This is a genomic window from Rhizobium sp. WYCCWR 11128 (assembly GCF_013416305.1).
GTDB lineage: Bacteria > Pseudomonadota > Alphaproteobacteria > Rhizobiales > Rhizobiaceae > Rhizobium > Rhizobium indicum.
On the sequence record NZ_JACCEZ010000002.1, the window covers coordinates 707,808 to 733,552 of the forward strand.

Consider the following 25,745-nt stretch of genomic DNA (forward strand, 5'->3'; position numbering starts at 1 on the left):
CCAATCTGAACGTTGCTTTTCATTGAGACCGATAGGGTTTCTGCCTTGCGTGAGGCTGATGAAAGGCCCGCTCGCGAGGCATTTCCGCGTGCCAGCTTCGCGCAAGCATCTGCCGTCAGTCTAAAGGGGACGAATGGGTGCCCGCGCCCGTTTCTGAGATGCCGCCTCAGCGAAATCCCGGCCGAACCACATGAGACGACGCCCGGCTTTTCGTCCCGTTCATCGCCAATGCTTGGAGCTTACCGACATGCAATCCGGTCTTTATGTTTCTCTGTCGTCGCAGATGGCCCTCGAAAAGCGCCTGACCACCATCGCAGACAACATGGCGAACGTGAACACGACCGGTTTTCGCGCCACCGAGGTGAAGTTCGACGAGATGGTGGCGGCCACCAAGAACAAGCTGAACACCAAGGTCGCCTTCGTTTCCCAGGGCAACGACTACCTGAACGAGGGAAATGGCGAGTTGCAGCACACCGGCAACATGCTCGATTTCGCTATCAAGGGTGATGCCTGGTTTGCGCTCGACACGCCGGCCGGCCAGGTTCTGACGCGAGACGGCCGCTTTACGATCAAGGATACCGGCGAACTCGTCTCGATCCGCGGTTACCCGGTTCTTGACGCCGGCGGCGCGCCGATCCAGCTCAACACGACAGGCGGCGAGCCGGCCGTCGGCACAGACGGCATCATCTATCAGGGCGGACGCCAGATCGGCTCGCTCGGCCTGTTCGAGGCCGATGTCAGCAAGGGTTACCTGCGCTACGAAAACAGCGGCATCATGACCACCGACCAGCCGCGCGCCGTCGTCGACCGCTTCAATGTCGGTGTCGAGCAGGGTTATCTCGAAAACTCCAACGTCAACGCCATGCGCGAGATCACCCAGCTGATCGAAGTCAACCGCGCCTTCGAAAGTGTCTCGTCGCTGATGCGCGACAGCGAGGATTCCTTCAAGGAAGCCGTTCAGACGCTTGGGGGCAGCCGCTAATGCATGTCGCCCAAAAGTGTTCGGCGGTTTTGGGAGAACGGCGTGCACAAGAACAAAGATCCAAAATACGTCGCATGCAGCAAGCTGCACGCGACGTATTTTAGGGCGGGATTTGAAGCATGAGCACCACGCTACTATCAGTGGACGGTCTTTCTCCGAAGCTGGCGCATCTGGCGGACCTCGTCGAGCGATACGCATCGCCGGAGTTCGCGGTTGCCCATGGCGGCCGCGTGCAGACCATCGCTGCCGGCCACTACACGGTTCACGGTCTCTCCCGCCATGTTCGTCTCGGCGAGTTCGTGGCCCATAAATCGGCCACCGGCATCCATCTCGGCGAGGTCGTGCGCGTCGAGCCGGAATTGATCTATGTCTGCCCGATCGAACCCGGCGAACCGATCGGTATCCACGATACCGTCATCCGTAAGGGCGCCTTCCGCATTTCACCGACGGACAGCTGGTGCGGGCGCACCGTCAACTCGCTCTGCGAGCCGATCGACGGGCTGGGCCCGATCACCGAGGGCCTCGATCGCCGCTCGATCTCCAATACCGCGCCGCCCTCGATGACCCGCAAACGTGTCGAGACCGGCTTCAAGACCGGCGTGCGCGCGATCGACATCTTCTCGCCGCTCTGCCTCGGCCAGCGCCTCGGCATCTTCGCCGGTTCCGGCGTCGGCAAGTCGACGCTTCTGTCCATGCTCGCCCGCGCCGATGCCTTCGACAAGGTTGTCATTGCGCTCGTCGGCGAACGTGGCCGCGAAGTGCGCGAATTCATCGAGGATACGCTCGGCAGCAATATGAAGAAGGCGATTGCCGTCGTCGCCACCAGCGACGAGAGCCCGATGCTGCGCAAAATGGCGCCGCTGACGGCGGTCACCATCGCCGAGCATTTCCGCGACAAGGGCGAGAACGTCCTCTTCATCGTCGATAGCGTCACGCGTTTCGCCCATGCGATCCGCGAGGTGGCGACCGCCTCCGGCGAGCCGCCGATCGCGCGCGGTTATCCCGCCTCCGTCTTCACCGAGCTGCCGCGCCTCCTGGAACGCGCCGGTCCCGGTCCCGAGGGCGCCGGCACCATCACGGCGATCATCTCGATCCTCGTCGACGGCGACAATCACAATGATCCGATCGCCGATTCGACCCGCGGCATCCTCGACGGTCATATCGTCCTGCAGCGCAGTCTCGCCGAAGAAGGGCGGTATCCGCCGATCGATCCGCTCGCCTCGATCTCGCGTCTCGCCCGCAAGGCTTGGACGCCGGATCAGGAAAAGCTGGTATCGCGGCTGAAGGTGCTGATCCATCGCTTCGAAGAGACGCGCGACCTGCGCATGATCGGCGGTTACCGCCAGGGTGCTGATCCCGATCTCGACATGGCGATCAAGCAGGTGCCGATTATTTACGACGTTCTGAAGCAGTCTCCGGGCGATCGCGACTCGCTCGATGCTTTCGCCGATCTCGCCGGCGCGCTCAAGGCTGCAGCCGGCATGGGCAATCAGGGCGCCCCTATTCAGAGGAGAGGCTAGACGTGGCTGATTTCGACGACGAACGTATCGCTTCCCTGAAGCAGCGCAGGAAAGCCGCCATCCTGGATCGGTTTCTGACCTTCTCCGGCCTGGCGCTTGCCGGCGCCTCCGCCTTCTTTCCCTGGTACGTCTTCTTCAACGCGGACAAATTCGGCATCAATGTCGCCGCCAGCGAGAATTCGCGTGAACTGCCGGATTGGCCGGCCCGCAACGTTTTCAGCGTCTCGCCGCTTGCCATGGTCAACAAGAACGAGGCGGACAAGAAGGCCCCGCCGATCGATCCGCTGACGACGGCGACGGTCTCCGATCTCGGCAAGGAGCGCGCTGGCCGCGCCATACAGGAAGATCAGCCTTTCCCCGGAAAGTCTTCCTTCCGTCTGCTGCATGTTTCCAACGGCCGGGCGCTGATCGAGGATCCCTCGGGCATGTATGTAGTGCGCATCGGCTCGATCCTGCCCGACGAAAGCCGCCTTGCGACACTCGAGCAGCGCGACGGCAAATGGGTGATCGTCACCTCCAAGGGCGAGATCTACCAGAACAATTGAACCTGTCCGCAAACGCCAAAGGCAACAGGGCTCCGCCGCGAATCGGCCGGAGCCCTTTTTTCTGCGCGATTCCTTAGATCCATTCCGATTTATGGAATGACGCAGCAATTCAAAGAGTTACAGCGTCCTTGCGCGTCCGAAAGACGCGCGGCGCTGTCAAAGCGGCGGCCTTCGCCGAAAACCGCCTCGAAGCCTGAATTCCCCGTAAGTCCCACGCAAGATTACCGCACTAGGTTCGGGACAGTAAAAACGGAGAGTTCTCATGCAACCGATCCAACTTTTCGACTTGGCTTCGCGGCAGGCGGAATGGCTGACGATCCGTCAGCAGGTTGTTGCCGGCAACATCGCGAATGCCAATACGCCGAAGTTCCATGCCAAGGACGTTACGCCCTTTGATGCGGTGCTCGACAATGCCAATATCAACATGGCGCGCACCAATCCGGCGCATCTCAGCGGCAACGATTTCAGCGACAGCGGCGATATCGACGTCAAGGACGCCGCACTCGACCAGGAAATCGGTGTCCAGGAATCCGGCAACACGGTCGGTTTGGCCGAGGAGCTCTCCAAGTCGGGCGATATCAAGCGCCAGTACGATCTGAACACCTCGCTGGTCAGTTCCTTCAACCGCATGATGTTGATGACGGTCAGGAGGTAAAGTCATGGATCCGCTTTCAGCAGCAATGAAAATCGCCGGTTCCGGGCTCGAGGCGCAGTCGACGCGCCTGCGCATCGTTTCGGAAAACATCGCCAACGCCCGCTCGACCGGCGACACGCCCGGCGCCGACCCCTATCGCCGCAAGACGATTACCTTCGGCCAGCAGATGGATCGCAGCAACGGCGTCGAGACTGTCGGCGTCAAGAAGGTCGGCGTCGACGAAGGCGACTTCAGCACTGAATTCGACCCCAGCAATCCGGCTGCGGACCAGAAGGGCGTCGTCAAACTGCCGAACGTCAATATCCTGGTCGAGATGGCCGACATGCGCGAAGCCAACCGCTCGTATGACGCCAATCTGCAGACCATCAAACAGACCCGCGATCTCATCTCCTCCACGATCGACCTCCTGAAGAGCCAATAATAATGATCAGCAGCGTCCAGAATGTCAGCAACCTTTCGATGACCCGTGCGCTCGGCGCCGTCGACACCGAAAATTCCGCCTCCTCGTCTGCCGCCACCATGTCGGGCGCCGCAGGTGCGGCCAATGGCATGAGCTTCGCCTCTGTCATGGGCAACATGGCGAGCGACGCGGTCACCAGCCTGAAGGGTGCGGAAAGCATGTCCTTTGCCGGTATCAAGGGCACGGCGACGACGCGTGAAGTCGTCGATTCCATGCTCCAGGCCGAGCAGACGCTGCAGACCGCGATTGCCATCCGCGACAAGGTCGTCTCGGCCTTTCTCGAAGTCACCAAGATGCAGATGTAACTGATTTGAGGACGAACACATGAGAGCGCTCGCCATCGCAGCAACGGGCATGGATGCCCAGCAGACCAATCTGGAAGTCATCGCGAACAACATCGCGAACATCAATACGACCGGTTTCAAGCGCGCCCGCGCCGAATTCTCGGATCTTCTCTACCAGACTGAACGTGCCAAGGGTGTCGCCAACCGCGCCAACCAGGCCGTCGTTCCGGAAGGTGCCAATATCGGTCTCGGCGTCCAGACTTCGGCGGTCCGCAACCTGCATCTCCAGGGCGAACTGACCCAGACCGGCAACGATCTCGACGTGGCGCTGATCGGCAAGGGCTTCTTCCAGATCCAGTCGACCGACGGTACGACGCTTTACAGCCGCGCCGGCGCCTTCAATAAAAACGACCAGGGCCAGCTCGTCACCATCGACGGCTACGAGGTCCTTCCCGGCATCACCATTCCGACGGGCTCGACCGAACTGACGATCAGCCGCTCCGGCCAGGTCTCGGCCAAGCTGCCGGGAGCGACGGAGGCAACCGAGCTCGGCCAGTTGACCCTTGCCGACTTCGTCAACGAGGCGGGTCTCCAGCCGCTGGGCGACAATCTCTTCCAGGAAACGCCGGCCTCCGGCGAAGCCGTCATCGGCAATCCTGACGAGGAAGGTTTCGCCTACATGAAGCAGGGTTATCTGGAATCTTCGAACGTCGACCCGGTGAAGGAAATCACCGAGCTGATCTCGGCCCAGCGCGCTTACGAAATGAATTCCAAGGTGATCACCACCGCTGATGAAATGGCCTCCATCGTCAGCAAGAACCTGAAGTAAAGGGAAGGGCCGAAACATGATGTTTTGCCGGGCAGGACACATCTCAGGATGGGTGGCGGCAGCCACGATCGCAGTCGCGGGCATTTTCTTGCCCGCGGACGTGGACGCCGGCATGGGTTATGCCGTCGTCCCGACGACGATCATCTACCCCGGCGACACATTGTCGTCGAGCCAGCTTCAGGAGGTCGAGGTCACCAACCCCAACCTCGCCGGCGATTATGCCAAATCCATTTCCCAGGTCGAAGGCATGGTTTCCAAGCGCACGCTGTTGCCGGGCCGCACGATTTCGGTTTCGGGTCTGCGCGAGGCCTATACGGTGACGCGCGGCTCTTCGATCCGCCTGGTCTTATCGCTCGGCGCGATGACAATCTCCGCCGCCGGCACGCCGCTCGAAGACGGCACGATCGGGCAGGTCGTCCGCGCACGCAATATGGACTCCGGCGTCATCGTCAGCGGCACGGTGCTTGCGGACGGCACGGTCCATGTGAGGGCAAAATGAAATTGTTCTTCCGTTTCGTCACCCTTGTCGCGGTTCTCGCCATGAGCTTGGCTGATGTCGCGCCCGCCTGGGCGCTGACCTCCCGCATCAAGGACATCGCCTCCCTTCAGGCCGGTCGCGACAACCAGCTGATCGGATATGGTCTGATCGTCGGCCTGCAGGGAACCGGCGACGGCTTCCGTGCCTCGCCCTTCACCGAGCAGTCGATGCGGGCGATGCTGCAGAATCTCGGCATCTCGACGCAGGGCGGTCAGTCCAACGCCAAGAACACTGCGGCCGTGATGGTCACCGCCAACCTGCCGCCCTTCGCAAGTCCCGGCAGCCGTATCGACGTGACGGTGAGCTCGCTCGGCGACGCGACGTCGCTGCGCGGCGGCACGCTCGTCATGACCTCGCTTTCCGGCGCCGACGGCCAGATCTACGCCGTTGCGCAGGGCGCCGTCATCGTCTCCGGTTTCCAGGCACAGGGCCAGGCGGCGACCGTGACCGAAGGCGTCACCACCGCAGGCCGCGTGCCCGGCGGCGCGATCATCGAACGAGAACTGCCGTCCCGCTTCAAAGATTCGGTCAATCTCGTCCTGCAGCTGCGCAACCCAGACTTCTCGACGGCGATCCGTATCGCCGACATCGTCAACGGTTATGCCTCGGCGCGCTTCGGCGGCCCCGTCGCCGAAGCCAAGGATTCGCAGGAAGTCGTGATCCAGAAGCCGCGCGCGGCCGATCTCACCCGGCTGATGGCCGACGTCGAAAATCTCATCGTCGAAACCGACACGCCGGCCAAGGTGGTCATCAACGAGCGCACCGGAACGATCGTCATCGGCTCCGACGTCCGCGTCTCGCCGGTCGCCGTCAGCTACGGCACCCTGACTGTCCAGGTCACCGAGACGCCGCAGATCATCCAGCCCGAACCCTTCTCGCGCGGCCGGACCGCCGTCCAGCCGCAGACCGATATCGCGGCCGAGCAGACCGGCGGGCGCGTCGCCATCATCGATGGTCCAGATCTCAGGACCCTTGTCGCCGGCCTCAACAATATCGGTGTGAAACCGGATGGCATCATCGCCATTCTCCAGGGCATCAAGTCGGCAGGCGCCCTGCAGGCGGAGCTTGTGCTGCAATGATTGATATCATCAACCCCGACATGACGGTTCTGCAATTGCTGCGCCGGCTGGCGCTGCCGGCCGCAGGCCTCGTCCTTCTGTCGATCCCCAGCGCCTTCGCGCAGGAACATGCGCCGGCAGGCGACATCACCTCGCAGGATGAAATCAAGCAGTTCTGCACCAACATCGCCGAGCCCGCCCGCGACCAGCGTTACCTCCTGCAGAAGCAGGAACTGGAAAAGCTTCGCGCCGACATCGACGCCCGCATGGAAGAAATGGACAAGCGCAAGGCCGAATACCAGGACTGGCTGAAGCGGCGTGACGATTTCCTGAGGCAGGCGGAAGCCGGCCTCACCGAAATCTACAGGAAGATGAAGCCGGATGCGGCCGCACTTCAGTTGCAGGACATGAAGATCGAGGTGGCCTCCGCCGTGATCATGCGGCTCGGCCCGCGTCAGTCGAGCCTCATCCTCAACGAGATGGACCCTGAGAAGGCCGCGGTCATCGCCAGCGTCATCGCCAGTGCGTCCGATCCCAATACGTCGAAGGATCCTTCATGAATATGCGTTTCCCGGCCGCGATCGCCGCCCTCGCACTCCTTGCAGGTTGCCAGTCTCCGACTGCGGTCAGCGAGATCGGCCGTGCGCCTGCCATGAGCCCGATCGGCAGCGGCCTCGCTTACGGCCAGACGCCACAGATGGCGCTTTATCCGAAGCAGCCGCGCGCCGTGGCGCAGGGCTATTCGCTGTGGAGCGATTCGCAAGCTGCCCTCTTCAAGGACGCGCGCGCGCTCAACGTCGGCGACATCCTGACCGTCGACATCCAGATCAACGACAAGGCCTCCTTCGACAACGAGACCAACCGCAGCCGCACGAATTCGAGCGGCATGAACTGGGATGTCAACGCCCAGATCTTCGGCTGGACGCCCGAGTCGAAGACCGACCTGACTTACGGCTCCGACACCAGCACCGACGGCAAGGGCAAGATCGAGCGTACCGATAAGCTCACCCTTCTGGTCGCCGCCGTCGTCACCGGTATTCTCGAAAACGGCAACCTCGTCATATCGGGCTCGCAGGAAGTCCGCCTGAACCAGGAGCTGCGCATCCTGAATGTCGCCGGTATCGTTCGTCCGCAGGACGTCAATGCCGACAACCAGATCTCCTACGACAAGATTGCCGAAGCCCGTATCTCCTACGGCGGCCGCGGCCGTCTGATGGAAGTGCAGCAGCCTCCGCGCGGCCAGCAGGCCGTCGATCTTTTCTCGCCGCTTTGAGGCTGAACGACGATGGCAGAACCAGACGCAAGCGCAGGTCAATCGCAGAAGAAATCCGGCTCGCTGATGACGATCATCGGCATCGCCGTCCTGACCCTGCTCGGCGCCGGCGGCGGCTGGGCGGTCGGCACGATCGTGGCGCCCAACGTCAAGGGTGCCAAGGAGGTCGAGCAGGCCAAGGATGAGGAGGCGAAGAAGAAGGCCGAGGAAGGCCTGGCGCGCATCTCGACCGAGGCCAACAACGTCGTCCAGCTCGAGCCGATCACCTCGAACCTCGCCTACCCCTCAGAAAACTGGGTGCGACTCGAAGTCGCGCTGCTGTTCAACGGGCCGCCGGATGTCAAGGTTTCCGAGGATATTCACCAGGATATCCTCGCTTATATCAGGACCGTTTCCCTCCAGCAGATCGAGGGGCCGCGGGGCTTTCAATATCTCAAGGATGACATACAGGAACGTGTTGACCTTCGCTCGCAAGGGCGGGTATCGAAGGTCATGTTCAGGACATTTGTCATCGAATGATTCGTCTCATAGTTTTCCTTGCCGCCATGATGGCGGTACCGGAACTGGCGGTGGCACAGCAGCTGCCGACTGACTTGTTGAACGTGCCGGTCGATGGCTCCGTCGCCGCCTGGATCATCCGCACATTCGGCCTGCTGACCATTCTTTCGGTCGCGCCGGGCATCCTGATCATGGTGACGAGCTTTCCGCGCTTCATCATCGCCTTCTCGATCCTGCGCTCAGGGATGGGCCTCTCCTCGACGCCCTCCAACATGATCCTCCTGTCGCTGTCGCTGTTCATGACCTTCTACGTCATGTCGCCAACCTTCGATCAGGCCTGGCAGAACGGCGTGCAGCCGCTGCTTGCCAATCAGATCAACGAGACCGAGGCGGTCCAGCGTATCGCCGAACCCTTCCGCACCTTCATGGCGGCCAATACCCGCGACAAGGATCTGGCGCTCTTTGTCGATCTGGCGCGCGAACGCGGACAGAATATCCAGACGACCGATCCGATCGACTACCGCGTGCTGATCCCGGCCTTCATGATTTCCGAGATTCGCCGCGGCTTCGAGATCGGCTTCCTCATCGTGCTGCCGTTCCTCGTCATCGACCTCATCGTCGCGACCATCACCATGGCGATGGGCATGATGATGCTGCCGCCGACCTCGATCTCGCTGCCTTTCAAGATTCTCTTCTTCGTGCTGATCGACGGCTGGAACCTGCTCGTCGGCAGCCTGGTGCGCTCGTTCAGCTGACCGGCTACCGCTTGATATTCACCAATGAAAAACACCCGCTGGATCGCTCCAGCGGGTTCTTTCATTATGCAACAATTCAAAGTGCTACAGCGTCCTTTACCCATCTGAAAGACGCGCGACGCTGTAGCGGTCGAAAAGCCTCACTCCGCCGCGAACGGCGCCGTGCGCGGCGGCAGCGCCGGAATGTCCATGTGATCGGGTGCGAGACCCTGCTTGGCACGCTCGGCCATGACTTCATAGGCCTTCTCCAGATGGTCGCAGAACCGTTCGGCATCGAAGAGCGGCGCGATATAACGCTTCTCCTTGAGATGCGCCTTGTATTCGGCGATCCGCCGGGGATTCTCAGCCAGTTCGACGGCCATATCCTCATAGGCCTGCAGGTCGGGCGCGACGAGATCGGGCAGGTCGATGGCCCTGAGCAGGCTCTCGCTGACGCGTGAGGCGAAGTTCGTGCCTTTGACGGTCAGGACTGGCAGGCCGCCCCAGAGCTGCTCCGAGGTGGTCGTGTGGCCGTTGACGGGGAAGGTGTCGATGCCGAGGTCGGCTGCTTGCTGACGGTCGATATGTTCTTCATAGGGCGCGCGCGGGCAGAAGATGATCCGCTTGGGCGAAATGCCGGCCGTCTGGAATTGCTTCAAGAGGTTCGCCTGGTTGCGCGGCGTATTTGCCATCAGCCAGAGCACGCTGTTTGGCGCACGCTTGAGAATGCGGCACCAGCTGTCGATCGTCTCCGGTGTGATTTTGCGATTGCCGTTGAAGGACGCAAAGATGAAGGCCTCTTCCGGCAAGCCGAGCTTTTCGCGGGTGACGGGGCGGGGCTTCGGGCGATGCATCGGGTCGTTCGGCTGGTAGCTCTCCGGCAGCCGGCAGAACTTCTCATGATAGAAGGGCTTTGCCACGTCGGGCAATACCGAATGGTCGCCGATGACATAATCGAGGTCGATATTGACCGTGCTGCCGGGAAAACCGAGCCAGCCGACATGCACCGGTGCCAGCGGCAAGTTGAAGGCCGTGGCGCGGCTGCCTGATGTATGGCCCTTCAGGTCGACCATGATGTCGATATTATGCTCGCGCACCGCTTCCAGCATCGCCTGGTCGGAGAAGCCGTGAATTGTGACGATCCTGCCCCAGCGGTTGCGGTCGGTATCGTTGTGCTTCAGGAACTCCGGGTCCGTATGGCAGAACAGCGTCACATCGAACCGGTCCTTGTCGTGCAGTTCCAGGATGCGCTGCAAGAGCTTCATCGTCGCGTGGCGATCCCAGAAGTCCGATGACATGTAGCCGATCCGGATCTTGTCCGACCAGCTGTGCGGCTGGCTGCGGCGGAAGGACACCCGTTCCGGGTTGAGGGGGGCGAAGCCGATCGTCGCATACCGGTTGAAGTCCTCGTTGCCGCACCAGTGCAGGTGATAGAACGGATTGTCCTTGCGCAGGATCTCGATATCCCCCTTTGCGAGTGCAGCGTCGATCACCGCCTGATGTTTGTCGGCCTCTTCGAACTCATTGAATTCGCGGGCGAAAACCAGATGCAGGAAGCGGAATGCGAGATTGCCGGGAAACCGCTTGAAAAGGTTGCGCGAGAGGCTCTGGTTGGTCGGGTCGTTCAGATCGTCGCTGAGAAGCAAGGCCGCCAGGCGCATATGATCGGGGTTTTGGCTCTGCGACAGCACCGTTTTGAACGGGCGGATGATATCCCGCTGCTGGCGCTTCAGATAGATCGCGGTGATGATGAAGGCGAGCTCCGGGTCTTCCTGCGCCTTGGCGAGGTTTCGCATGGCGATCAGCAGAGCATCGTCCTCGTTGCCGGTCTCGTAATGCAGCTTGGCAGCCTGTTTCTGGTATTCGTAGGCGTTTGGTCCTTCGCAATTGCCGGCCAGGCCATAGGCTTTCGCGGCATCGGCCTTGAAGCCGAGCTGCACGAGGTTCTTGGCCAGCAGCGCATAGGTCTTGGCGTCCTGCTGGATATCCATGAGCTGGTTGAGCGTCGCCAAGGACTGTGTGTAGCGGCCCATCTGGTAATCCTTGGATGCCGCAGAGAACGAAACTTTGCTGTTCAAAACCCAACTCCGTGAAGGAAATGTTCTGGCATGACTGTCGATCGCCGAAGCGCGCATGGACCGTCCTCCCAAAAACGGGGTCAGTCCGATGATGCTATCCCGGCATCTGCCATACTGGCATTCGAAGCTTGCTTGAAACCGGTGGCGCGATGAGCGCCTGCTTTGTCCGGAAAGCCTCGACTGTCCCAGGAAAGCGCCCCTTTCGCCGGTAAAGTTCGCTTTTGCCGCTCGAATTCGGATGCCAAAAATTATCTTCAGCAGGCATTAACTAAGCCTTGTGAGAAGGCATTAACTATGCCCTGCAAGGAGCCGGCCCAGGGTCTGCACTTTTAAGAAGTTGGCAAGCATTGGCTGCGAAATTGCCCTGGACATGACGGGTTTGGGCCAAACAAAACAGGCGCCGAGTAGCATGAAGCTGGTCCGTCATCGCCGGTACTATAGTCCGGTATGTCCTCCTTTTTGTATCTAGTTTTCCAGGGGACAGACTTATGACAAGCATTAACACCAATTCTTCCGCACAGGCCGCTCTCCAGACGCTGCGTAGCGTCAACCAGGGCCTCAACCAGACGCAGAACCACGTTTCGTCGGGCTATCGCGTCGAAAAGGCTTCCGACAACGCGGCCTACTGGTCGATCGCAACGACCATGCGTTCGGACAACAAGGCTCTCTCGGCCGTCTCCGACGCTCTCGGCGTAGGCGCTGCCAAGGTCGACACCGCTTACACCGCCATGGACAGCGCCATCGACGTCGTCACCGACATCAAGGCCAAGCTCGTTGCCGCAACCGAAAGCGGCGTCGACAAGGCCAAGGTCCAGGAAGAAATCGGTCAGCTGCAGCAGCAGCTCCTGAGCATCGCTCAATCGGCTTCCTTCAACGGCGAAAACTGGGTTGCCGGCGCAAACGGCACCAAGAGCGTTGTTTCCTCCTTCGTCCGCGATGGCTCGAACGCCGTTTCGATCAAGACGACCGACTACGTTCTCTCGAACACCTCCACCGGCAACGTCCTGTTCGGCATCAGCGGCGGCTCGGTCGAAACCTCCACCGGTATCCTCGGCACGTCGTCGGGCGCGACCGGCTCGATCTACGCGATGAGCATCACCAACTTCACCGCCGGCCAGATCCAGACGGCTTTGACCAACGTTGAAGCGGCTCTGAAGGCCATGACCAGCGCCGGCGCTGCTCTCGGCTCGCTCTCCAGCCGCATCGACAGCCAGGACGACTTCGTCAACGCCCTCAGCGACTCGATCGACTCCGGTGTAGGCCGCCTCGTCGACGCCAACATGGAAGAAGAATCCTCCAAGCTCAGCGCCCTGCAGACCCAGCAGCAGCTGGCGATCCAGTCGCTGTCGATTGCGAACTCCTCTTCGCAGAACATCCTGTCGCTCTTCCGCTAAGACCGGTCGGCACAAGGCTTCCAAGTTTCGCGGCCGGGTCATCCCCGGCCGCGAAATGTTTTAACATAAGGTTAATGAAAATCCTTCTAAGTCTCAGATATTTTTACGCTATTTCCAATTCGAATTTAGCTTTCCTTAACCATCTTGCTGTCATCTAGGCCCATCGAAACGGCGAGTTAACCCTAACAGGAATGGTTAACAGGCATGATGCTGATCGCTGTGGGCCGGCCGAAAATCCGGAATGTCCCTTCTTAAAATCTGCCAACAAGGGGCAAGCAAACTATGACGAGCATCAACACCAATAACGCTGCAATGGCAGCCCTCCAGACTCTCCGTGGCATCAACCAGGGCCTCCAGGAAACCCAGGCTCACGTCTCGTCCGGCTATCGCGTCGGCAAGGCTTCCGACAACGCCGCTTACTGGTCGATCGCAACGACCATGCGTTCGGACAACAAGGCTCTCTCGGCTGTCTCCGACGCTCTCGGACTCGGCGCTGCCAAGGTCGACACCGCTTACTCCGCCATGGACAGCGCCATCGACGTTGTCGGCAACATCAAGGCTAAGCTCGTTGCCGCCACTGAAAACGGCGTCGACAAGGCCAAGGTCCAGGAAGAAATCACCCAGCTGCAGCAGCAGCTCCTGAGCATTGCTCAGTCAGCCTCCTTCTCGGGCGAAAACTGGGTTGCCGGCGCAAACGGCACCAAGAGCGTCGTTTCCACCTTCGTCCGCGACGCCTCCAACGCCGTTTCGGTCAAGACGACCGACTACGTTCTCTCGAACACCTCCACCGGCAACGTCCTGTTCGGCATGAGCGGCGGCTCGGTCGAAACCTCCACCGGTATCCTCGGCACCTCGTCGGGCGCTACCGGCTCGGTCTACTCGATGAGCATCACCACCTTCACGCTCGGCCAGATCCAGACGGCTCTGACCAACGTTGAATCGGCTCTGAAGGCCATGACCAGCGCAGGCGCTGCTCTCGGCTCGATCTCCACCCGCATCGGCCTGCAGGAAGACTTCGTCAACGCGCTCAGCGACTCGATCGACTCCGGTGTCGGCCGCCTCGTCGACGCCAACATGGAAGAAGAATCTTCCAAGCTCAGCGCCCTGCAGACCCAGCAGCAGCTGGCGATCCAGTCGCTGTCGATCGCGAATTCCTCTTCGCAGAACATCCTCACGCTGTTCCGCGGCTAATAGCCCGCAGAAACATCGGGCCGCCGGTCTCCGGCGGGCATCTCGGAATCGAGCCGCGCTCCGATGGAGCGCGGCTTTTTAATTTTCGTTAACCAATGATTAACCATAATGCTGTCTTCTGCGGTCAACGAGACGGAGAGTTAACCAAATTTAAGAACCGGTTAACAGGCATGAGGCTGCTTCCCGTTCCCGGTAGCTTTCCGGAATGTCCCTTTTTTCCACACGCCAAGGGGCAATCATTTCATGACCAGCATTTTGACGAACGTCGCGGCGATGGCCGCTCTTCAGACACTCCGCGGTATCAACGACAGCCTTGAGACGACGCAGAACCACGTATCGTCGGGTTACCGCGTCGAAAAGGCAGCCGATAACGCCGCCTACTGGTCGATCGCAACGACCATGCGTTCGGACAACAAGGCTCTCGGAGCTGTTTCCGACGCTCTCGGCCTCGGCGCCGCCAAAGTCGACACCGCTTACTCTGCCATGGACAGCGCCATCGACGTCATCAGCGAAATCAAGGCGAAAATCGTCGCCGCGACCGAAAAGGGCGTCGACAAGACCAAGGTCCAGGAAGAAATCAGCCAGCTGCAGCAGCAGCTCCTGAGCATCGCGCAATCGGCTTCCTTCTCCGGTGAAAACTGGGTTGCCGGCGCCGACGGCACCAAGAGCGTCGTTTCCACCTTCGTGCGTGATGGCAATGGCAATGTCTCCGTCAAGACGACGGACTACATCCTGAACTCGAGCTCCACAGGCAACGTCCTCTTCGGCATGACCTCGGCCGGCGTGATCGACACGAGTTCCGGCATCATCGGCACATCATATGGAACGATCGGCTCGATCTACTCGATGGACATCAGCACTTTCGGCTCGGCTGAGATCTCCATGGCTCTGACGTCGATCGAGGCCGGCCTGGAGGCGATGACCAAGGCTGCATCGCAGCTCGGCTCGATTTCCACGCGCATCGATCTGCAGGAAAACTTCGTCGGCGCGCTCAGCGACTCGATCGAATCGGGTGTCGGCCGCCTCGTCGATGCCGACATGGAAGAGGAATCGAGCAAGCTGACGGCGCTGCAAACGCAGCAGCAGCTGGCCATCCAGTCGCTGTCGATTGCCAACTCCAGCGCTCAGAACATCCTCACGCTGTTCCGCAGCTAAATCAGGCGCTGAAGCTGGACCCAATCTTGCGCCGTCGTCTGGCAAGAAGTGCAAAGCATCCCGGACCGCGCCCGAAATGGCGCGGTTCTTTCTTTTATATCAATGCTTTGGTCGGAATTGCGATCGCTGCATCGGGCTCAGTGCTCCGCACTTGCCCAACAGGTTGGTATCGAGTTAACTTCGCCTCGAGTTGATTTGCTTTTGCGACACGCCGGTAGAAACTCTGCCGGAGGCATGACGCCACTTCAGTCGCCGCCGGCAATCCGGCCTGCCCTTTCACCCCGATTCCGAGACCTGTCGATGACCGTTAAGATTACCAACGCGGCCGCGGTGAATGCGCTTGCGGTGCTGCGCAGCATCAACAAAGAAGCCAACCAGACCCAGCAGCAAGTGTCCTCGGGATATCGTATCGAGACGGCCGCCGACGATGCGTCCTATTGGTCGGTCGCGACCGTCATGCGCTCGGACAGCACCAATCTCGGAACGATCGGAGATGCGCTCGGTCTCGGCGCTGCCAAGGTGGATGCGACCTACACGGCGATGAACTCGGCGATCGATCTCATAGGCGATATTCGCGCCAAACTGGTTTCGGCAAGAGAGCCCGGCGCCGACAAGGACAAGATCAACGCCGAGATTAGCGAATACAAAGAGCAGCTGCAGACGATCGTTGAATCGACGTCGTTTGCGGGTGAAAACTGGCTGTTGAACGGCGACACCGCTGCGCCGCCGACATGGCAGGTCATCTCTGGTTTCGTGCGCGCTCCGACCGGCGAATATCAGGCCCAGACCATCGATTTCCCATCGTCGCAGACCATCCTCATCGACAAGAACAATGCGAGCGGTGGCCTGCTGACCAAGTCGGTCGATGCCAATGCGATCAACAACAACGGTGCGACGTCGCGCAACTACTACCTTTTGAACGCCAACTCGACCACGCCGGCGACGGGTACGGAAATTGCGATCGACAACAACACGACCGGTGAGCAACTCACCGACATGCTTGACGTCACCGACGCGCTTCTCTCCTCGCTGACGACGACGGCCGCGTCCATCGGCGTGATGAAGACGCGCATCGACGATCAGATCGACTATACCGCCGATCTGGCCGATTCGATCGACAAGAGCGTCGGCGCGCTCGTCGATACCGACATGGACGAGGCTTCGATCCGGCAGAAGGCGATCGAGACCCAGAAGCAGATGGCGGTCGAAGCGATCTCGATCCTCAACACGGCCGCGAGCAAGATCCTGATCCTGCTGGAATAGGGGTGGGCGCGATCACGGGTGGCGGCGGCGCCATTCATCCTCGCGCAAGTTTGACTGCCTAGTTTCCGGCATGAAGGCATCGTCCGAATCCGTGCCGGTGCAAGGTCAGGCCCTTGCCCGTTTCGAAGGGGATGCCGGCGCGCAAGGTCACTTTGAGCGGGGGCGGGCATGCTGCATGCCTCCCGAATGCTGGATGGTTTTTTATGAGCATTACGCTTTCCCGGTATTTGAAGGATTTCGGTGAACCGGAATCGTCAGCGCCGATCCTCGACATGAACGATTTCGGCGGCGACGATTTCCCCGAAATGCCGAGCGAACCGGCGATCGACGTCGAGGCGGAGCGCCGCGAAGCCTATGCGGAAGGTCATGCCGCAGCGACCGTGGAATTGACCGAAAAATACGAACGCGAGGCGCGGACGCTGGCGGAGGTCCATGCGCGTGAACTCGAGGAACTGAAGCTTCGTTACGAAGTCGAGGCGGCGGCGGTCATTGCGTCCCGCATCCGCGATATCGCCGAAGAGGTCGCTCAGCTGGTCAGCGCCGGCGCCGCCCAGGCCATCGCGCCTGTGATGACGGAAGCGCTTGCGGCCAAGGCTGCCGAAAGCCTCGCCGCCCTGCTGCGTGATGCGATCCTCGAAGGCGCGGCCGGAGCGATCGTCGTCAGGGGCCCGCCCCGGCTTTTCGATATATTGAAGGCCGAGCTCGGCGAACATGCCGGCGCGGTTCGCCACTTTGAGACCGACGATATCGATCTTGCCGTCGAAATCGGTGATTCCGTCATCGTCACCCGTATGTCCGCCTGGGCGGCCAGCTTGAAGAAAGTTCTGGAATGAGCGAAGGCGAAAACCACCACCACGGCAAGAACGAGATCATCATCGTCAAGAGACATGGCGGCGGTGATCACGATGGCGCCCATGGCGGTGCGTGGAAAATTGCCTATGCCGACTTCATGACGGCGATGATGGCGTTCTTCCTGGTCATGTGGCTGGTCAATGCCGCCAATGAGGAGACCAAGGCTTCGGTCGCGACCTATTTCAATCCGATCAAACTCTCCGACGAAAAGCCGACCGAGAAGGGCCTGAAGAAGCCCGTCGACAATGCCGAGGGTGAGGAGAAGCAGGAGAAGTCGAAACAGAAGGAAGAAGATCCGAACGACGGCAAGGCCGCGGCGGATGGTGACGACCAGACATCGACCTCCGGCGACCAAACCAATTATTCCGAGGCCGATTTCTTCGAAAACCCTTATTCGGTTCTCGCCGAGATTGCCCAGGAAGTCGGCCAGCAGGCCAATGTCAGCGCCAAGGGCGATGGCGGTGCCGCCGATTCCGGCCCGGCCACCGGTGCCGATGGCGGCGAGGCCTATCGTGATCCCTTCGATCCGGATTTCTGGACGAAGCAGGTCGAGGTCACGACGGCCGGCAAGCCGTTGCCGCCCGGCAAGAGCGACGAGCAGGCGGTCGAGAGCGAGACGACCGAGATCGCCAAGCTTCAGGACGCCAAGCCGATACCGCTGACCACCGATCAGAAGGCCGCCCAGGAGACCAAAGAAACCAAGGAAACCAAGGGCGCGGTCGAGGCCAAGGACGGCAAGACGCCGGGTGGCAAGTCGCCCGAAGACAAGAAGGCCGAAGCTCAGAAGGACGCCGATCATCAGAAGGATGCGGACAAGAGTGCCGCCGAGACCGAGCAGAAGCAGCAAAAGGAAGCCGAGCAGCTGCAGGCGCAGATCGCCCAGCAGATCGGCGGCGTTGCCGGCAAGCTCGCCGAAGGCCTGACCGTGACGGCGTCCGAAGGCGGATTGCTGGTCAGCATCTCCGACCAGACCGACGATTCGATGTTCAATATCGGTTCTGCGGTTCCGCGCCAGGAAATGGTGCTCGCCATGGAAAAGATCGGCTCGATCCTGAAGGAGAGGGGTGGTGCGGTTGCCATCCGCGGCCACACGGACGGTCGCCAGTATAAGGGCGCGCAGAACGAGAACTGGCGGCTTTCGATGGACCGCGCTCAGAGCGCCTACTACATGCTCGTGCGCGGCGGGCTCGACGAGAAACGCATCTCCCAGGTCTCCGGCTTTGCCGACCGTCGGCTGAAGCTGCCGTCTGACCCGTTCAACGCCACCAACCGCCGGATCGAGATTCTGGTGCAGGCGGATCAAGGATAGTCGAATGGCGCGTCGGCAGCATTGTTACGTCGGATTTGTGGCTCTCGGCCTGGCGATGCTTTCGCCGGCCGCAGCCAATGCGCAGGATCCGGACGATCTCGCTCCCTACAAAATGCTGCGGTCTCTGCAATTCGTGCAGGATTCCGTCGTTACCGGCGATCATTCGGCCGGTGAGATGCAGCGCTTCATGCTGGGCACGATCGACACGCGGCTGCGCACCGTCGAACCGTCGATCTTCGACGACGACCGCAATGTCGACGCAGCGCTGATCTACACGATGAGCGGCGGCAACCCCCAGACGCTCGAATATCTGATCGCCCACGACGTCAACGGCTATTTCGACAACCGTGTCACCGATGTGCTTCGCAAATATTTGAGCGGCAAGGGCCTCCTCGTCGCCAAGACGCTGCAGGAGACGGCCAGGGAATATCGCGACAAGAAGATCGGCCCCTACCTTGCGCTGATCGGCGGCAACGTGCTGATCGCGACGAAACCGACAGACGCGCTGGATCTCTACGACCAGGCGCGCCTTGCCGCCCCGGGCACGATCGTCGAGGAGGCGGCGTTGCGCCGCTCCGTCGCCATTTGCGTCGACAAGGGGATGCTCGACAGGGGAATGGCCTATTCGCAGCGCTATGTCCGTCGCTTCCTGCATTCGCCCTATGCCAGCCAGTTCGCCGATCTTTTCGTCACCCTCGTCGTCGGCCACGATCACGACGTGAAGCCGCAGGATGTCATCGACATCCTGTCCTTCATGGACGCACCGCGCCAGCGCGAGGTCTATCTGCGCATCGCCCGCGCCGCCGCGATATCAGGCAAGCCGGAGCTGGCGCGCATGGCGGTCGGACGCGTGCAGTCGCTTGGCGGCGGCACCGACAATGCTTTCGGTCCGCTCGCGGATTTCTATGGCGGCATGGCCGGCCTTCCCACCGAGGATATCGATCAGGCAGCAAAGAATGTCAGCGGCATCGACGGCGACGCGCTGTCGCGGCGGGATCAGGCGCTGCAGGAGGCGGCGCGATCCGTTGCCGAGCAGATCCTGCGCGCTCCCGACCCGGCAAGCTTGACGCAAGCCTCCAATCCTAACACTGATCATCAAGAAATCACTTCTGAAAAGGCTGCGGCGATAGCCATGCAACCGGGAGCGCCAGGCGCGCTTCCCGAGCCTGTTCCGGGAGGTGTGGCATCAACTGGCCGAAGCCAGGATACCGACCCCTCATTCAACGCATTTGTGACGACCAGTCGATCCAAGCTCGACGAGATCGACGGTCTTCTGGCGCAAGAAGGCAACGAACAATGATGGATATAAGCGTCTCGGGCGGAGCCTCCGGTACGGAGACGGCCGCGGTTGCGAAATCCGCGCGACTGGCCGGAAAAGGTGATGCTGACGGCCAAAAGAGCGGCTTCTTCGACGCGCTTGCCAAGGCAGGCAGCGATGCCGTCAATGACGAGCCCGACGATGCGCAGCCGGATCAGGGCGTGGCTGCCGATGGCGGCGCCGAGAAAGTGGCGCGGACGATCCGCGGCCGCAGCAGTGCAAAGCCGTTGATCGACCTCGGCGACGCCGCGCTGAAGGCACAGGCGGAGGTACAGCCGGAAACGATTGCCAGTATTGAAAAGGCCACGACAAAGCCCGTAAAGGCTGAGGTCAAAATGCCGGCCGATCTCGCCTTCGGCAAGCTCGATCCGAAGGACAGTCCCGCAGACGAGGTCGCTCCGGCAGCCAAGGGCGGCAAACACACCAAGGCCGACGCGTTGGAAACCGATACGGACAAGGTCAGCGACGATGATGACGGCGGCATTTCCGATGTCCTGGGTCTGTTGAAGCAGGAGCCTGCCGACGGGACAGTGACTTTGCCGGCGACCACCGCACATCACGTCTCCGCCAAGGTCGACGAGGCTGGAGCGGGCGACAAGAAACTCGATGGTATCGAAGCCAAGGCGGGCGGCCATGCGTCCGACGCTCTTGCCGCGGTCAGCGGCAATAACGAGAGCGGCAAGGCGAATGACATCAAGGTTCCCGGATCGGAGATTTCCGAAGCCGACGATGGCAAGACATTCAGGTTGAGCCGCGCCGATGGCCGCGGCGTGTCGATGGATGTCCACATCGGCACGGATCAGGCCGGGCCGAAAGATGGCTCGAAGAAGGCCGATGTCGAAAACGTTTCGGTGCTCGAATCGCGCCGCTATATCGGCCTGATGCAGAATACGAATTCCGCCGCCGTCACCGCCGCTCTCTCCGGCGATTCCGAATGGGCGCGCGCCATGGAGCCGAGCTCGGCGCTCTCCAACGCGGCGGAATGGACGAGCACCGGCAAGGTGGTCAATACTTTGAAAATCCAGATGAACCCGCTCGATCTCGGCCTGGTGACGGCGACCATGCGCCTGTCCGGCGACGCCCTGAACATCGACCTCAAGGTCGATACCGGAGCGGCCTATCGTCAAATGAAGGAAGATCACGGCAAGATTCTCGAAGCTCTGCGCAGCCAGGGTTACGCGGTCGAAAACGTCACCATCAGCATGGCGCCGGTCGAGCGTCCCGACGCCGGCAACCAGGGCCAGGCCTCTCAGCAGCAGTCGCTTCCTCAGCAGGGGCAGGGCGGCGAGGCGCGCGATCGCCACAATCAGACGGCACAGCGGACGGACGGAGGCTTCAATGGCGCAGGCGATACCAGTGTTGAAGACGCTCGTTCTGGCGGCAGCAGCGGCACTGGCGGCGTTTACCTCTGAGGCGATCGCCTCCACCGGCGCCTGCGAACGCGAGATCCAGTCGGCAGCGGCCAAATACGGCATCCCGGAAGGCATCCTTTATTCGGTTGGGCTGACGGAGACCGGCCGCAAGGGCTCGCTCTATCCCTACGCCATGAACGTCGAAGGCAAGGCGATTTTTCCGCCCTCGGAGCAGGACGCGATGCGGCAGTTCGATGTCGCCCGCAACAGCGGCGCGAAGCTCATCGACATCGGCTGCATGCAGATCAACCATTACTTTCACGGCGAGAAATTCCGCTCTGCCGAGGAGATGTTCGACCCGCATCGCAACGTGGAGTATGCGGCAAAATTCCTCCGCAATCTGCATGACCGTCACGAGACATGGACGATGGCGGTAGCCAGATACCATGCCGGACCCAACAACAATCCGGCGCAGAAGCAATATGTTTGCCGCGTCATCTCCAATCTCGTCGCCACGGGCTACGGCAAGTGGACTCTCAATGCGAGTAACTTTTGTCGAAATTGATTCAACCAAAGATGGAAGAGGCGTATTGTGACGAAACTGTGTCACAATGTGGCGGGAATCCGGCGTGAATCCCCTGCGCAAGTCATATTTAACCGACTGTTAACTTTTCCACGAAATTTTGGTGTGCATAATCAGGCGTACCCACTAGATATAGATCAAATCGCTACCCAGATCTTAATCAATTATTAGTTTCTGCCATTAACTTTAACGAGTTGTCGCCGATTCGTGCGATTCGTACCCATAGATCATCGAAGTGCCACACTGATTCGGAGGCGGACGAATGATCGTAGTGGTTGATGAGCGTGAGCTCGTGAAAGATGGATACACATCTCTGTTCGGTCGTGAGGGCATTCCCTCCACCGGCTTTGATCCAGCGGAATTTGGCGAGTGGGTACAGACCGCCGCCGATTCCGATATAGCTGCAGTCGAGGCCTTTCTGATCGGTCAGGGCCAGCGCAACTTCGAACTGCCCCGGGCGATCCGGGACCGGTCGATGGCGCCGGTGATTGCGGTCAGCGACCAGCACTCGCTCGAAAACACTCTTGCGCTTTTCGATTGCGGCGTCGACGACGTGGTGCGCAAACCGGTGCATCCCCGCGAAATCCTCGCAAGGGCGGCTGCGATCCGGCGCCGGCTGAAGGCGATCACCAATTACACCGAGATCGGCGGGATCCGCGTCTTCTCGGATGGTCGTGACCCCGAGATCAACGGCGAAGTCTTCGCACTTCCCCGGCGCGAGCGCCGCATCCTCGAATATTTGATCGCCAATCGTGGTCGCCGCGTCACCAAGACCCAGATCTTCAACGCCATCTACGGCATCTTCGATGAAGAGGTCGAGGAGAACGTCGTCGAAAGCCACATCTCGAAGCTGCGCAAGAAGTTGCGCAAAAAACTTGGCGTCGATCCGGTCGATTCCAAGCGCTTCCTTGGTTACTGCATCGATTGGGCCTGATTTCTCGGCCGGGCGGCGGCGCCCGGCTGAACTTCAATATCTGGCCTCGCAACTCGCCTGACAGACAGCTTCACGCAAGGCCCGACAAATACTCTCGTGCATAACAGGTAAAACGAGGTTTTCAGATGAGCATTTTCGGCAGCATGAAGACGGCAGTATCGGGGATGAACGCTCAGGCCAACCGCCTCAGCACCGTCGCCGACAACATCGCCAACGTTAACACCACCGGTTACAAGGCTGTGTCGACGAGCTTCTCGTCGCTGGTTCTGCCCTCCTCGGGCGGCAATTACAATTCCGGCGGTGTTCAGACCTCCGTCCGCCAGGCCGTCTCCGACCAGGGTGACATCTCCTACACCACGTCGAGCACCGACCTTGCAATCTCGGGCGACGGCTTCTTCATCGTCCAGGGTCCTGACGGCACGCCGGTCCTGACCCGCGCCGGCGACTTCACCAAGGACGACGAAGGCAACCTCGTCAACGCCGCCGGCTTCATGCTGATGGGCTATTCCTACGATTCCGGCGCTCCGGCCGTCGTCGTCAACGGCTTCGACGGCCTCGTTCCCGTCAATGTCAACCAGGATGGTCTGACCGCCATCGCCTCGACATCCGGTGTCTTCAAGGGCAACCTGGATTCCAACGCCAAGGTCGCTCCGGTTGCTCCTGCGACGCTGCCGAGCGACAACTTGGCCACGACGACGACCGACACCAAGAAGGTCTCGATGGTCGCCTATGACCGTCTCGGCAACAAGGTGATGTACGACTTCTACTTCACGAAGCAATCGGTCGTGACACCGCCGCCGGCGACAGGTACGGCCGCCACCTGGCAGGTTTCAATCTACCGCAACGCTGACGCAGCGGTGGGCGGCACGACCTCCTTCCCATACGCCCCGGGTGGTGCCGCTGCCGCTGTCGGCACGGGAACGCTGACCTTCGACCGCGATGGCAAGATGCTCACGGGCGGCGCCGTTAACATCGCCGATACGGTGACTGGCCAGACGATCGCCATGGATTTCTCCGGTTTCACCCAGCTCGGCGCCGCCTTCTCCGGCACCGGTACGCCGAACGGCCAGGCAGCGACCCCGGTCAAGGACGTCACGGTTGACGGCGACGGCATCGTCTACGCGAAATACGAAGACGGCAGCACCAAGCCGCTCTATCGCATTCCGCTGGCCAATGTCGCTAGCCCGGACAAGCTGACGCTGATGAGCGGCAACGTCTACAGCGCCAACGGCCAGTCGGGCGTCACCGTCACCGGCTTCCCGCAGACCAACGGTCTCGGCACGATCAAATCAGGCGCTCTCGAAGGCTCGAACGTCGACCTCGCCGGCGAGCTGACCGAGATGATCGAATCGCAGCGCAGCTATACCGCCAATTCCAAGGTGTTCCAGACGGGTTCCGACATTATGGACGTTCTCGTCAACCTCAAGAGATAAGCAAGGTACCGGGTAAGCCATGTCGCTCACATCCGCACTTAATACCGCGCAGAATATATTCAACAATACGGGCACTCAGAGCAGTGTCGTATCGAACAATATCTCGAATGCGGGCAACAAAGATTACGTGCGCCGGCAGGCGATGCTCACCACGTCCTTGAATGGCGCGCAGGTCGTCAAGATCGACCGCGCGCAGGAAGAGGCGCTGCTGCGCCAATACCTGAAGACATCCTCTCAGGACAGTGCCCAGCAGGCATTGCTCGGCGGTCTCGAGGACCTGAAGTCGATCGTGGGTGGCAACGACTACGAAACGTCGCCATCCACCTATCTCGGTGTTTTCCAGCAGAAGCTTCAGGCCTTCCGCACGACGCCGGGCAGCACCGTCGCCGCTCAGGGCGCCATCACCGCCGCCCAGGACGTCGCCAACTCGCTGAACAATGCCTCGCAATCCGTTCAGAACGTCCGCGCCACCGCCGACAAGCAGATCGCCACCGACGTCGATAAGCTGAACACGCTTCTCAGCGACTTCGAGAAGGCCAACAATGCGGTGAAGACCGCCACGGCCTCGGGTGCGGATGCATCCGGCGCCCTCGACGAACGTGAGAAGGCTCTCAAGCAGATTTCGCAGATCGTCGGCGTCAACGCAACGACGCGCGACAATAACGACATGGTGCTGAGCACGTCTGACGGGACGATCCTCTTCGAGACGATCCCGCGCAAGGTGACGTTCAAGTCTCAGGATGTCTATACCGCGACCATCGCCGGCAATTCGGTCTATATCGACGGTGTGGCGCTTCCACGCGGCAGCGGATCGACGACGACGGGGCAGGGAAGCCTTCAGTCTCTCCTCCAGGTGCGCGACGAAATCGCCCCGAACTTCCAGAAGCAGCTCGACGAAGTCGCCCGCGGCCTGGTCTCGCTCTTCAAGGAGCAGAACACGGCAGCTGGCCCGGCCTATGTGCCCGGCCTCTTCACCTGGAGCGGCGGTACGGTCGATACCGGCGCCACCGCGATTGCCGGCATGGCGGCGACCATCACGGTCAGCAGCCGCGTCATCACCTCGCAAGGCGGCGATCCGATGCGCCTGCGCGATGGTGGCGTCAACGCCACCGGCCTCGTCCTGAACACGTCAGGCGCCAGCGGTTATACGACTGAACTCGATCGTCTCTATACCGCATTGGGCTCCGACATTGATTTCGACCCAGCGGCGGGGACGCCGGTCGGGTTCGACGCCACGACCGGCATCGATTCGAACGTCAGCATCATGGAATTCGCCACGAATTCGCTTGGCTGGCTCGAGCAGTACCGCAGCAACGCCACGACGGCGGCGGAAAACACCTCGGCGGCGCTGTCACGCTCCGACGAAGCCTATTCCAATGAGACGGGCGTCAACCTCGACGAGGAGCTGACGCTGCTCCTCGACATAGAGCAGTCCTACAAGGCGGCGACCAAGATCCTGAACGCCGTTGACGAAATGTTGAAGTCATTGCTGGATATTGCGAGTTAA

26 protein-coding genes are annotated in these 25,745 nt (G+C 60.8%); 25 read left to right on the forward strand and 1 reads right to left on the reverse strand.

Features of this window, described 5'->3' with window-relative positions:
• Positions 1-247: 247 nt before the first annotated feature.
• From flgF to fliP, 13 genes are all read left to right on the forward strand, one after another.
• Entirely contained in the window at positions 248-982 is a 735-nt protein-coding gene (gene flgF / locus HX898_RS11155; RefSeq protein ID WP_029874043.1) for a flagellar basal-body rod protein FlgF, read from the forward strand.
• A 119-nt stretch (positions 983-1,101) separates the two neighbouring features.
• On the forward strand, positions 1,102-2,502 hold the full coding sequence (fliI, locus tag HX898_RS11160) for a flagellar protein export ATPase FliI (protein ID WP_171599674.1): 1,401 nt from the start codon (positions 1,102-1,104) through the stop codon (positions 2,500-2,502).
• A 2-nt stretch (positions 2,503-2,504) separates the two neighbouring features.
• The gene (locus HX898_RS11165; protein WP_138388096.1) at positions 2,505-3,047 is read left to right on the forward strand and encodes a flagellar protein; all 543 of its coding nucleotides are present in this window, start codon (positions 2,505-2,507) and stop codon (positions 3,045-3,047) included.
• A 262-nt stretch (positions 3,048-3,309) separates the two neighbouring features.
• On the forward strand, positions 3,310-3,702 hold the full coding sequence (flgB, locus tag HX898_RS11170) for a flagellar basal body rod protein FlgB (protein ID WP_138388095.1): 393 nt from the start codon (positions 3,310-3,312) through the stop codon (positions 3,700-3,702).
• 4 nt (positions 3,703-3,706) lie between these two features.
• Positions 3,707-4,123, forward strand: coding sequence for a flagellar basal body rod protein FlgC (gene flgC, locus HX898_RS11175; RefSeq protein ID WP_003545531.1), 417 nt, complete (start codon positions 3,707-3,709; stop codon positions 4,121-4,123).
• A 2-nt stretch (positions 4,124-4,125) separates the two neighbouring features.
• Positions 4,126-4,467 carry a flagellar hook-basal body complex protein FliE gene (locus tag HX898_RS11180; protein ID WP_138334374.1) on the forward strand — a complete coding sequence of 114 codons (342 nt, stop codon included), beginning with the start codon at positions 4,126-4,128 and terminating at the stop codon, positions 4,465-4,467.
• Between the two features lie 19 nt (positions 4,468-4,486).
• On the forward strand, positions 4,487-5,275 hold the full coding sequence (gene flgG / locus HX898_RS11185) for a flagellar basal-body rod protein FlgG (RefSeq protein WP_003545534.1): 789 nt from the start codon (positions 4,487-4,489) through the stop codon (positions 5,273-5,275).
• A gap of 16 nt (positions 5,276-5,291) precedes the next feature.
• Entirely contained in the window at positions 5,292-5,774 is a 483-nt protein-coding gene (flgA, locus tag HX898_RS11190) for a flagellar basal body P-ring formation chaperone FlgA (RefSeq protein ID WP_003545535.1), read from the forward strand.
• Positions 5,771-6,892, forward strand: a complete 1,122-nt coding sequence (locus HX898_RS11195) for a flagellar basal body P-ring protein FlgI (RefSeq protein WP_003545536.1) — start codon at positions 5,771-5,773, stop codon at positions 6,890-6,892. The genes flgA and HX898_RS11195 overlap by 4 nt, the downstream gene beginning before the upstream one ends.
• The gene (locus HX898_RS11200) at positions 6,889-7,431 is read left to right on the forward strand and encodes a MotE family protein (RefSeq protein WP_138334373.1); all 543 of its coding nucleotides are present in this window, start codon (positions 6,889-6,891) and stop codon (positions 7,429-7,431) included. The genes HX898_RS11195 and HX898_RS11200 overlap by 4 nt, the downstream gene beginning before the upstream one ends.
• Positions 7,428-8,144, forward strand: coding sequence for a flagellar basal body L-ring protein FlgH (flgH, locus tag HX898_RS11205; protein WP_011650477.1), 717 nt, complete (start codon positions 7,428-7,430; stop codon positions 8,142-8,144). Before HX898_RS11200 ends, flgH begins: the two co-directional genes overlap by 4 nt.
• 12 nt (positions 8,145-8,156) lie before the next feature.
• Positions 8,157-8,663, forward strand: a complete 507-nt coding sequence (locus HX898_RS11210) for a flagellar basal body-associated FliL family protein (protein ID WP_138334372.1) — start codon at positions 8,157-8,159, stop codon at positions 8,661-8,663.
• Complete coding sequence (gene fliP, locus HX898_RS11215) at positions 8,660-9,397, forward strand: flagellar type III secretion system pore protein FliP (protein WP_138334371.1); 738 nt, start codon at positions 8,660-8,662, stop codon at positions 9,395-9,397. The genes HX898_RS11210 and fliP overlap by 4 nt, the downstream gene beginning before the upstream one ends.
• A 140-nt stretch (positions 9,398-9,537) precedes the next feature.
• Here fliP and HX898_RS11220 read toward each other — a convergent pair whose 3' ends face one another.
• Positions 9,538-11,511 carry a glycosyl transferase gene (locus tag HX898_RS11220; protein ID WP_180194676.1) on the reverse strand — a complete coding sequence of 658 codons (1,974 nt, stop codon included), beginning with the start codon at positions 11,509-11,511 and terminating at the stop codon, positions 9,538-9,540.
• A 431-nt stretch (positions 11,512-11,942) separates the two neighbouring features.
• Here HX898_RS11220 and HX898_RS11225 point away from each other — a divergent pair, with 431 nt between their 5' ends.
• The 12 genes from HX898_RS11225 (at position 11,943) to flgK (ending at position 25,745) form a co-directional block, all read left to right on the forward strand.
• The gene (locus HX898_RS11225) at positions 11,943-12,848 is read left to right on the forward strand and encodes a flagellin (protein WP_138388093.1); all 906 of its coding nucleotides are present in this window, start codon (positions 11,943-11,945) and stop codon (positions 12,846-12,848) included.
• Positions 12,849-13,130: 282 nt separating this feature from the next.
• A complete protein-coding gene (locus tag HX898_RS11230) occupies positions 13,131-14,039 on the forward strand; it encodes a flagellin (protein ID WP_017958998.1) in 909 nt (302 codons plus the stop codon).
• A 243-nt stretch (positions 14,040-14,282) separates the two neighbouring features.
• On the forward strand, positions 14,283-15,194 hold the full coding sequence (locus HX898_RS11235; protein WP_026158527.1) for a flagellin: 912 nt from the start codon (positions 14,283-14,285) through the stop codon (positions 15,192-15,194).
• 300 nt (positions 15,195-15,494) lie between these two features.
• The gene (locus HX898_RS11240) at positions 15,495-16,457 is read left to right on the forward strand and encodes a flagellin (protein WP_180194677.1); all 963 of its coding nucleotides are present in this window, start codon (positions 15,495-15,497) and stop codon (positions 16,455-16,457) included.
• Positions 16,458-16,660: 203 nt separating this feature from the next.
• A complete protein-coding gene (locus tag HX898_RS11245) occupies positions 16,661-17,290 on the forward strand; it encodes a hypothetical protein (protein WP_180194678.1) in 630 nt (209 codons plus the stop codon).
• Positions 17,287-18,618, forward strand: coding sequence for a MotB family protein (locus HX898_RS11250; RefSeq protein WP_180194679.1), 1,332 nt, complete (start codon positions 17,287-17,289; stop codon positions 18,616-18,618). The genes HX898_RS11245 and HX898_RS11250 overlap by 4 nt, the downstream gene beginning before the upstream one ends.
• Before the next feature lie 4 nt (positions 18,619-18,622).
• Positions 18,623-19,918, forward strand: coding sequence for a chemotaxis protein MotC (motC, locus tag HX898_RS11255; RefSeq protein WP_180194680.1), 1,296 nt, complete (start codon positions 18,623-18,625; stop codon positions 19,916-19,918).
• Positions 19,915-21,348 carry a flagellar hook-length control protein FliK gene (locus HX898_RS11260; protein ID WP_180194681.1) on the forward strand — a complete coding sequence of 478 codons (1,434 nt, stop codon included), beginning with the start codon at positions 19,915-19,917 and terminating at the stop codon, positions 21,346-21,348. Before motC ends, HX898_RS11260 begins: the two co-directional genes overlap by 4 nt.
• The gene (locus tag HX898_RS11265) at positions 21,296-21,853 is read left to right on the forward strand and encodes a lytic transglycosylase domain-containing protein (RefSeq protein WP_180194771.1); all 558 of its coding nucleotides are present in this window, start codon (positions 21,296-21,298) and stop codon (positions 21,851-21,853) included. Before HX898_RS11260 ends, HX898_RS11265 begins: the two co-directional genes overlap by 53 nt.
• A gap of 280 nt (positions 21,854-22,133) precedes the next feature.
• A complete protein-coding gene (locus HX898_RS11270; RefSeq protein ID WP_003545558.1) occupies positions 22,134-22,805 on the forward strand; it encodes a winged helix-turn-helix domain-containing protein in 672 nt (223 codons plus the stop codon).
• Between the two features lie 125 nt (positions 22,806-22,930).
• Entirely contained in the window at positions 22,931-24,238 is a 1,308-nt protein-coding gene (locus HX898_RS11275; protein ID WP_138388087.1) for a flagellar hook protein FlgE, read from the forward strand.
• Positions 24,239-24,257: 19 nt separating this feature from the next.
• Positions 24,258-25,745: a flagellar hook-associated protein FlgK gene (gene flgK / locus HX898_RS11280; protein ID WP_180194682.1), complete on the forward strand. Its 1,488-nt coding sequence runs from the start codon at positions 24,258-24,260 to the stop codon at positions 25,743-25,745.

Bases quoted from the DNA above. Each gene is read 5' to 3' on its own strand.
- HX898_RS11195 (WP_003545536.1), top strand. From the start codon at position 5,771: ATGAAATTGTTCTTCCGTTTCGTCACCCTTGTCGCGGTTCTCGCCATG.
- HX898_RS11275 (WP_138388087.1), top strand. From the start codon at position 22,931: ATGAGCATTTTCGGCAGCATGAAGACGGCAGTATCGGGGATGAACGCT.
- HX898_RS11225 (WP_138388093.1), top strand. From the start codon at position 11,943: ATGACAAGCATTAACACCAATTCTTCCGCACAGGCCGCTCTCCAGACG.
- flgF (WP_029874043.1), top strand. From the start codon at position 248: ATGCAATCCGGTCTTTATGTTTCTCTGTCGTCGCAGATGGCCCTCGAA.
- flgB (WP_138388095.1), top strand. From the start codon at position 3,310: ATGCAACCGATCCAACTTTTCGACTTGGCTTCGCGGCAGGCGGAATGG.
- HX898_RS11245 (WP_180194678.1), top strand. From the start codon at position 16,661: ATGAGCATTACGCTTTCCCGGTATTTGAAGGATTTCGGTGAACCGGAA.
- flgC (WP_003545531.1), top strand. From the start codon at position 3,707: ATGGATCCGCTTTCAGCAGCAATGAAAATCGCCGGTTCCGGGCTCGAG.
- HX898_RS11230 (WP_017958998.1), top strand. From the start codon at position 13,131: ATGACGAGCATCAACACCAATAACGCTGCAATGGCAGCCCTCCAGACT.
- fliP (WP_138334371.1), top strand. From the start codon at position 8,660: ATGATTCGTCTCATAGTTTTCCTTGCCGCCATGATGGCGGTACCGGAA.
- HX898_RS11260 (WP_180194681.1), top strand. From the start codon at position 19,915: ATGATGGATATAAGCGTCTCGGGCGGAGCCTCCGGTACGGAGACGGCC.
- fliI (WP_171599674.1), top strand. From the start codon at position 1,102: ATGAGCACCACGCTACTATCAGTGGACGGTCTTTCTCCGAAGCTGGCG.
- HX898_RS11180 (WP_138334374.1), top strand. From the start codon at position 4,126: ATGATCAGCAGCGTCCAGAATGTCAGCAACCTTTCGATGACCCGTGCG.
- flgA (WP_003545535.1), top strand. From the start codon at position 5,292: ATGATGTTTTGCCGGGCAGGACACATCTCAGGATGGGTGGCGGCAGCC.
- HX898_RS11210 (WP_138334372.1), top strand. From the start codon at position 8,157: ATGGCAGAACCAGACGCAAGCGCAGGTCAATCGCAGAAGAAATCCGGC.
- motC (WP_180194680.1), top strand. From the start codon at position 18,623: ATGGCGCGTCGGCAGCATTGTTACGTCGGATTTGTGGCTCTCGGCCTG.
- HX898_RS11220 (WP_180194676.1), bottom strand. From the start codon at position 11,511: ATGCGCGCTTCGGCGATCGACAGTCATGCCAGAACATTTCCTTCACGG.
- HX898_RS11270 (WP_003545558.1), top strand. From the start codon at position 22,134: ATGATCGTAGTGGTTGATGAGCGTGAGCTCGTGAAAGATGGATACACA.
- HX898_RS11240 (WP_180194677.1), top strand. From the start codon at position 15,495: ATGACCGTTAAGATTACCAACGCGGCCGCGGTGAATGCGCTTGCGGTG.
- flgK (WP_180194682.1), top strand. From the start codon at position 24,258: ATGTCGCTCACATCCGCACTTAATACCGCGCAGAATATATTCAACAAT.
- flgG (WP_003545534.1), top strand. From the start codon at position 4,487: ATGAGAGCGCTCGCCATCGCAGCAACGGGCATGGATGCCCAGCAGACC.
- HX898_RS11200 (WP_138334373.1), top strand. From the start codon at position 6,889: ATGATTGATATCATCAACCCCGACATGACGGTTCTGCAATTGCTGCGC.
- HX898_RS11235 (WP_026158527.1), top strand. From the start codon at position 14,283: ATGACCAGCATTTTGACGAACGTCGCGGCGATGGCCGCTCTTCAGACA.
- flgH (WP_011650477.1), top strand. From the start codon at position 7,428: ATGAATATGCGTTTCCCGGCCGCGATCGCCGCCCTCGCACTCCTTGCA.
- HX898_RS11250 (WP_180194679.1), top strand. From the start codon at position 17,287: ATGAGCGAAGGCGAAAACCACCACCACGGCAAGAACGAGATCATCATC.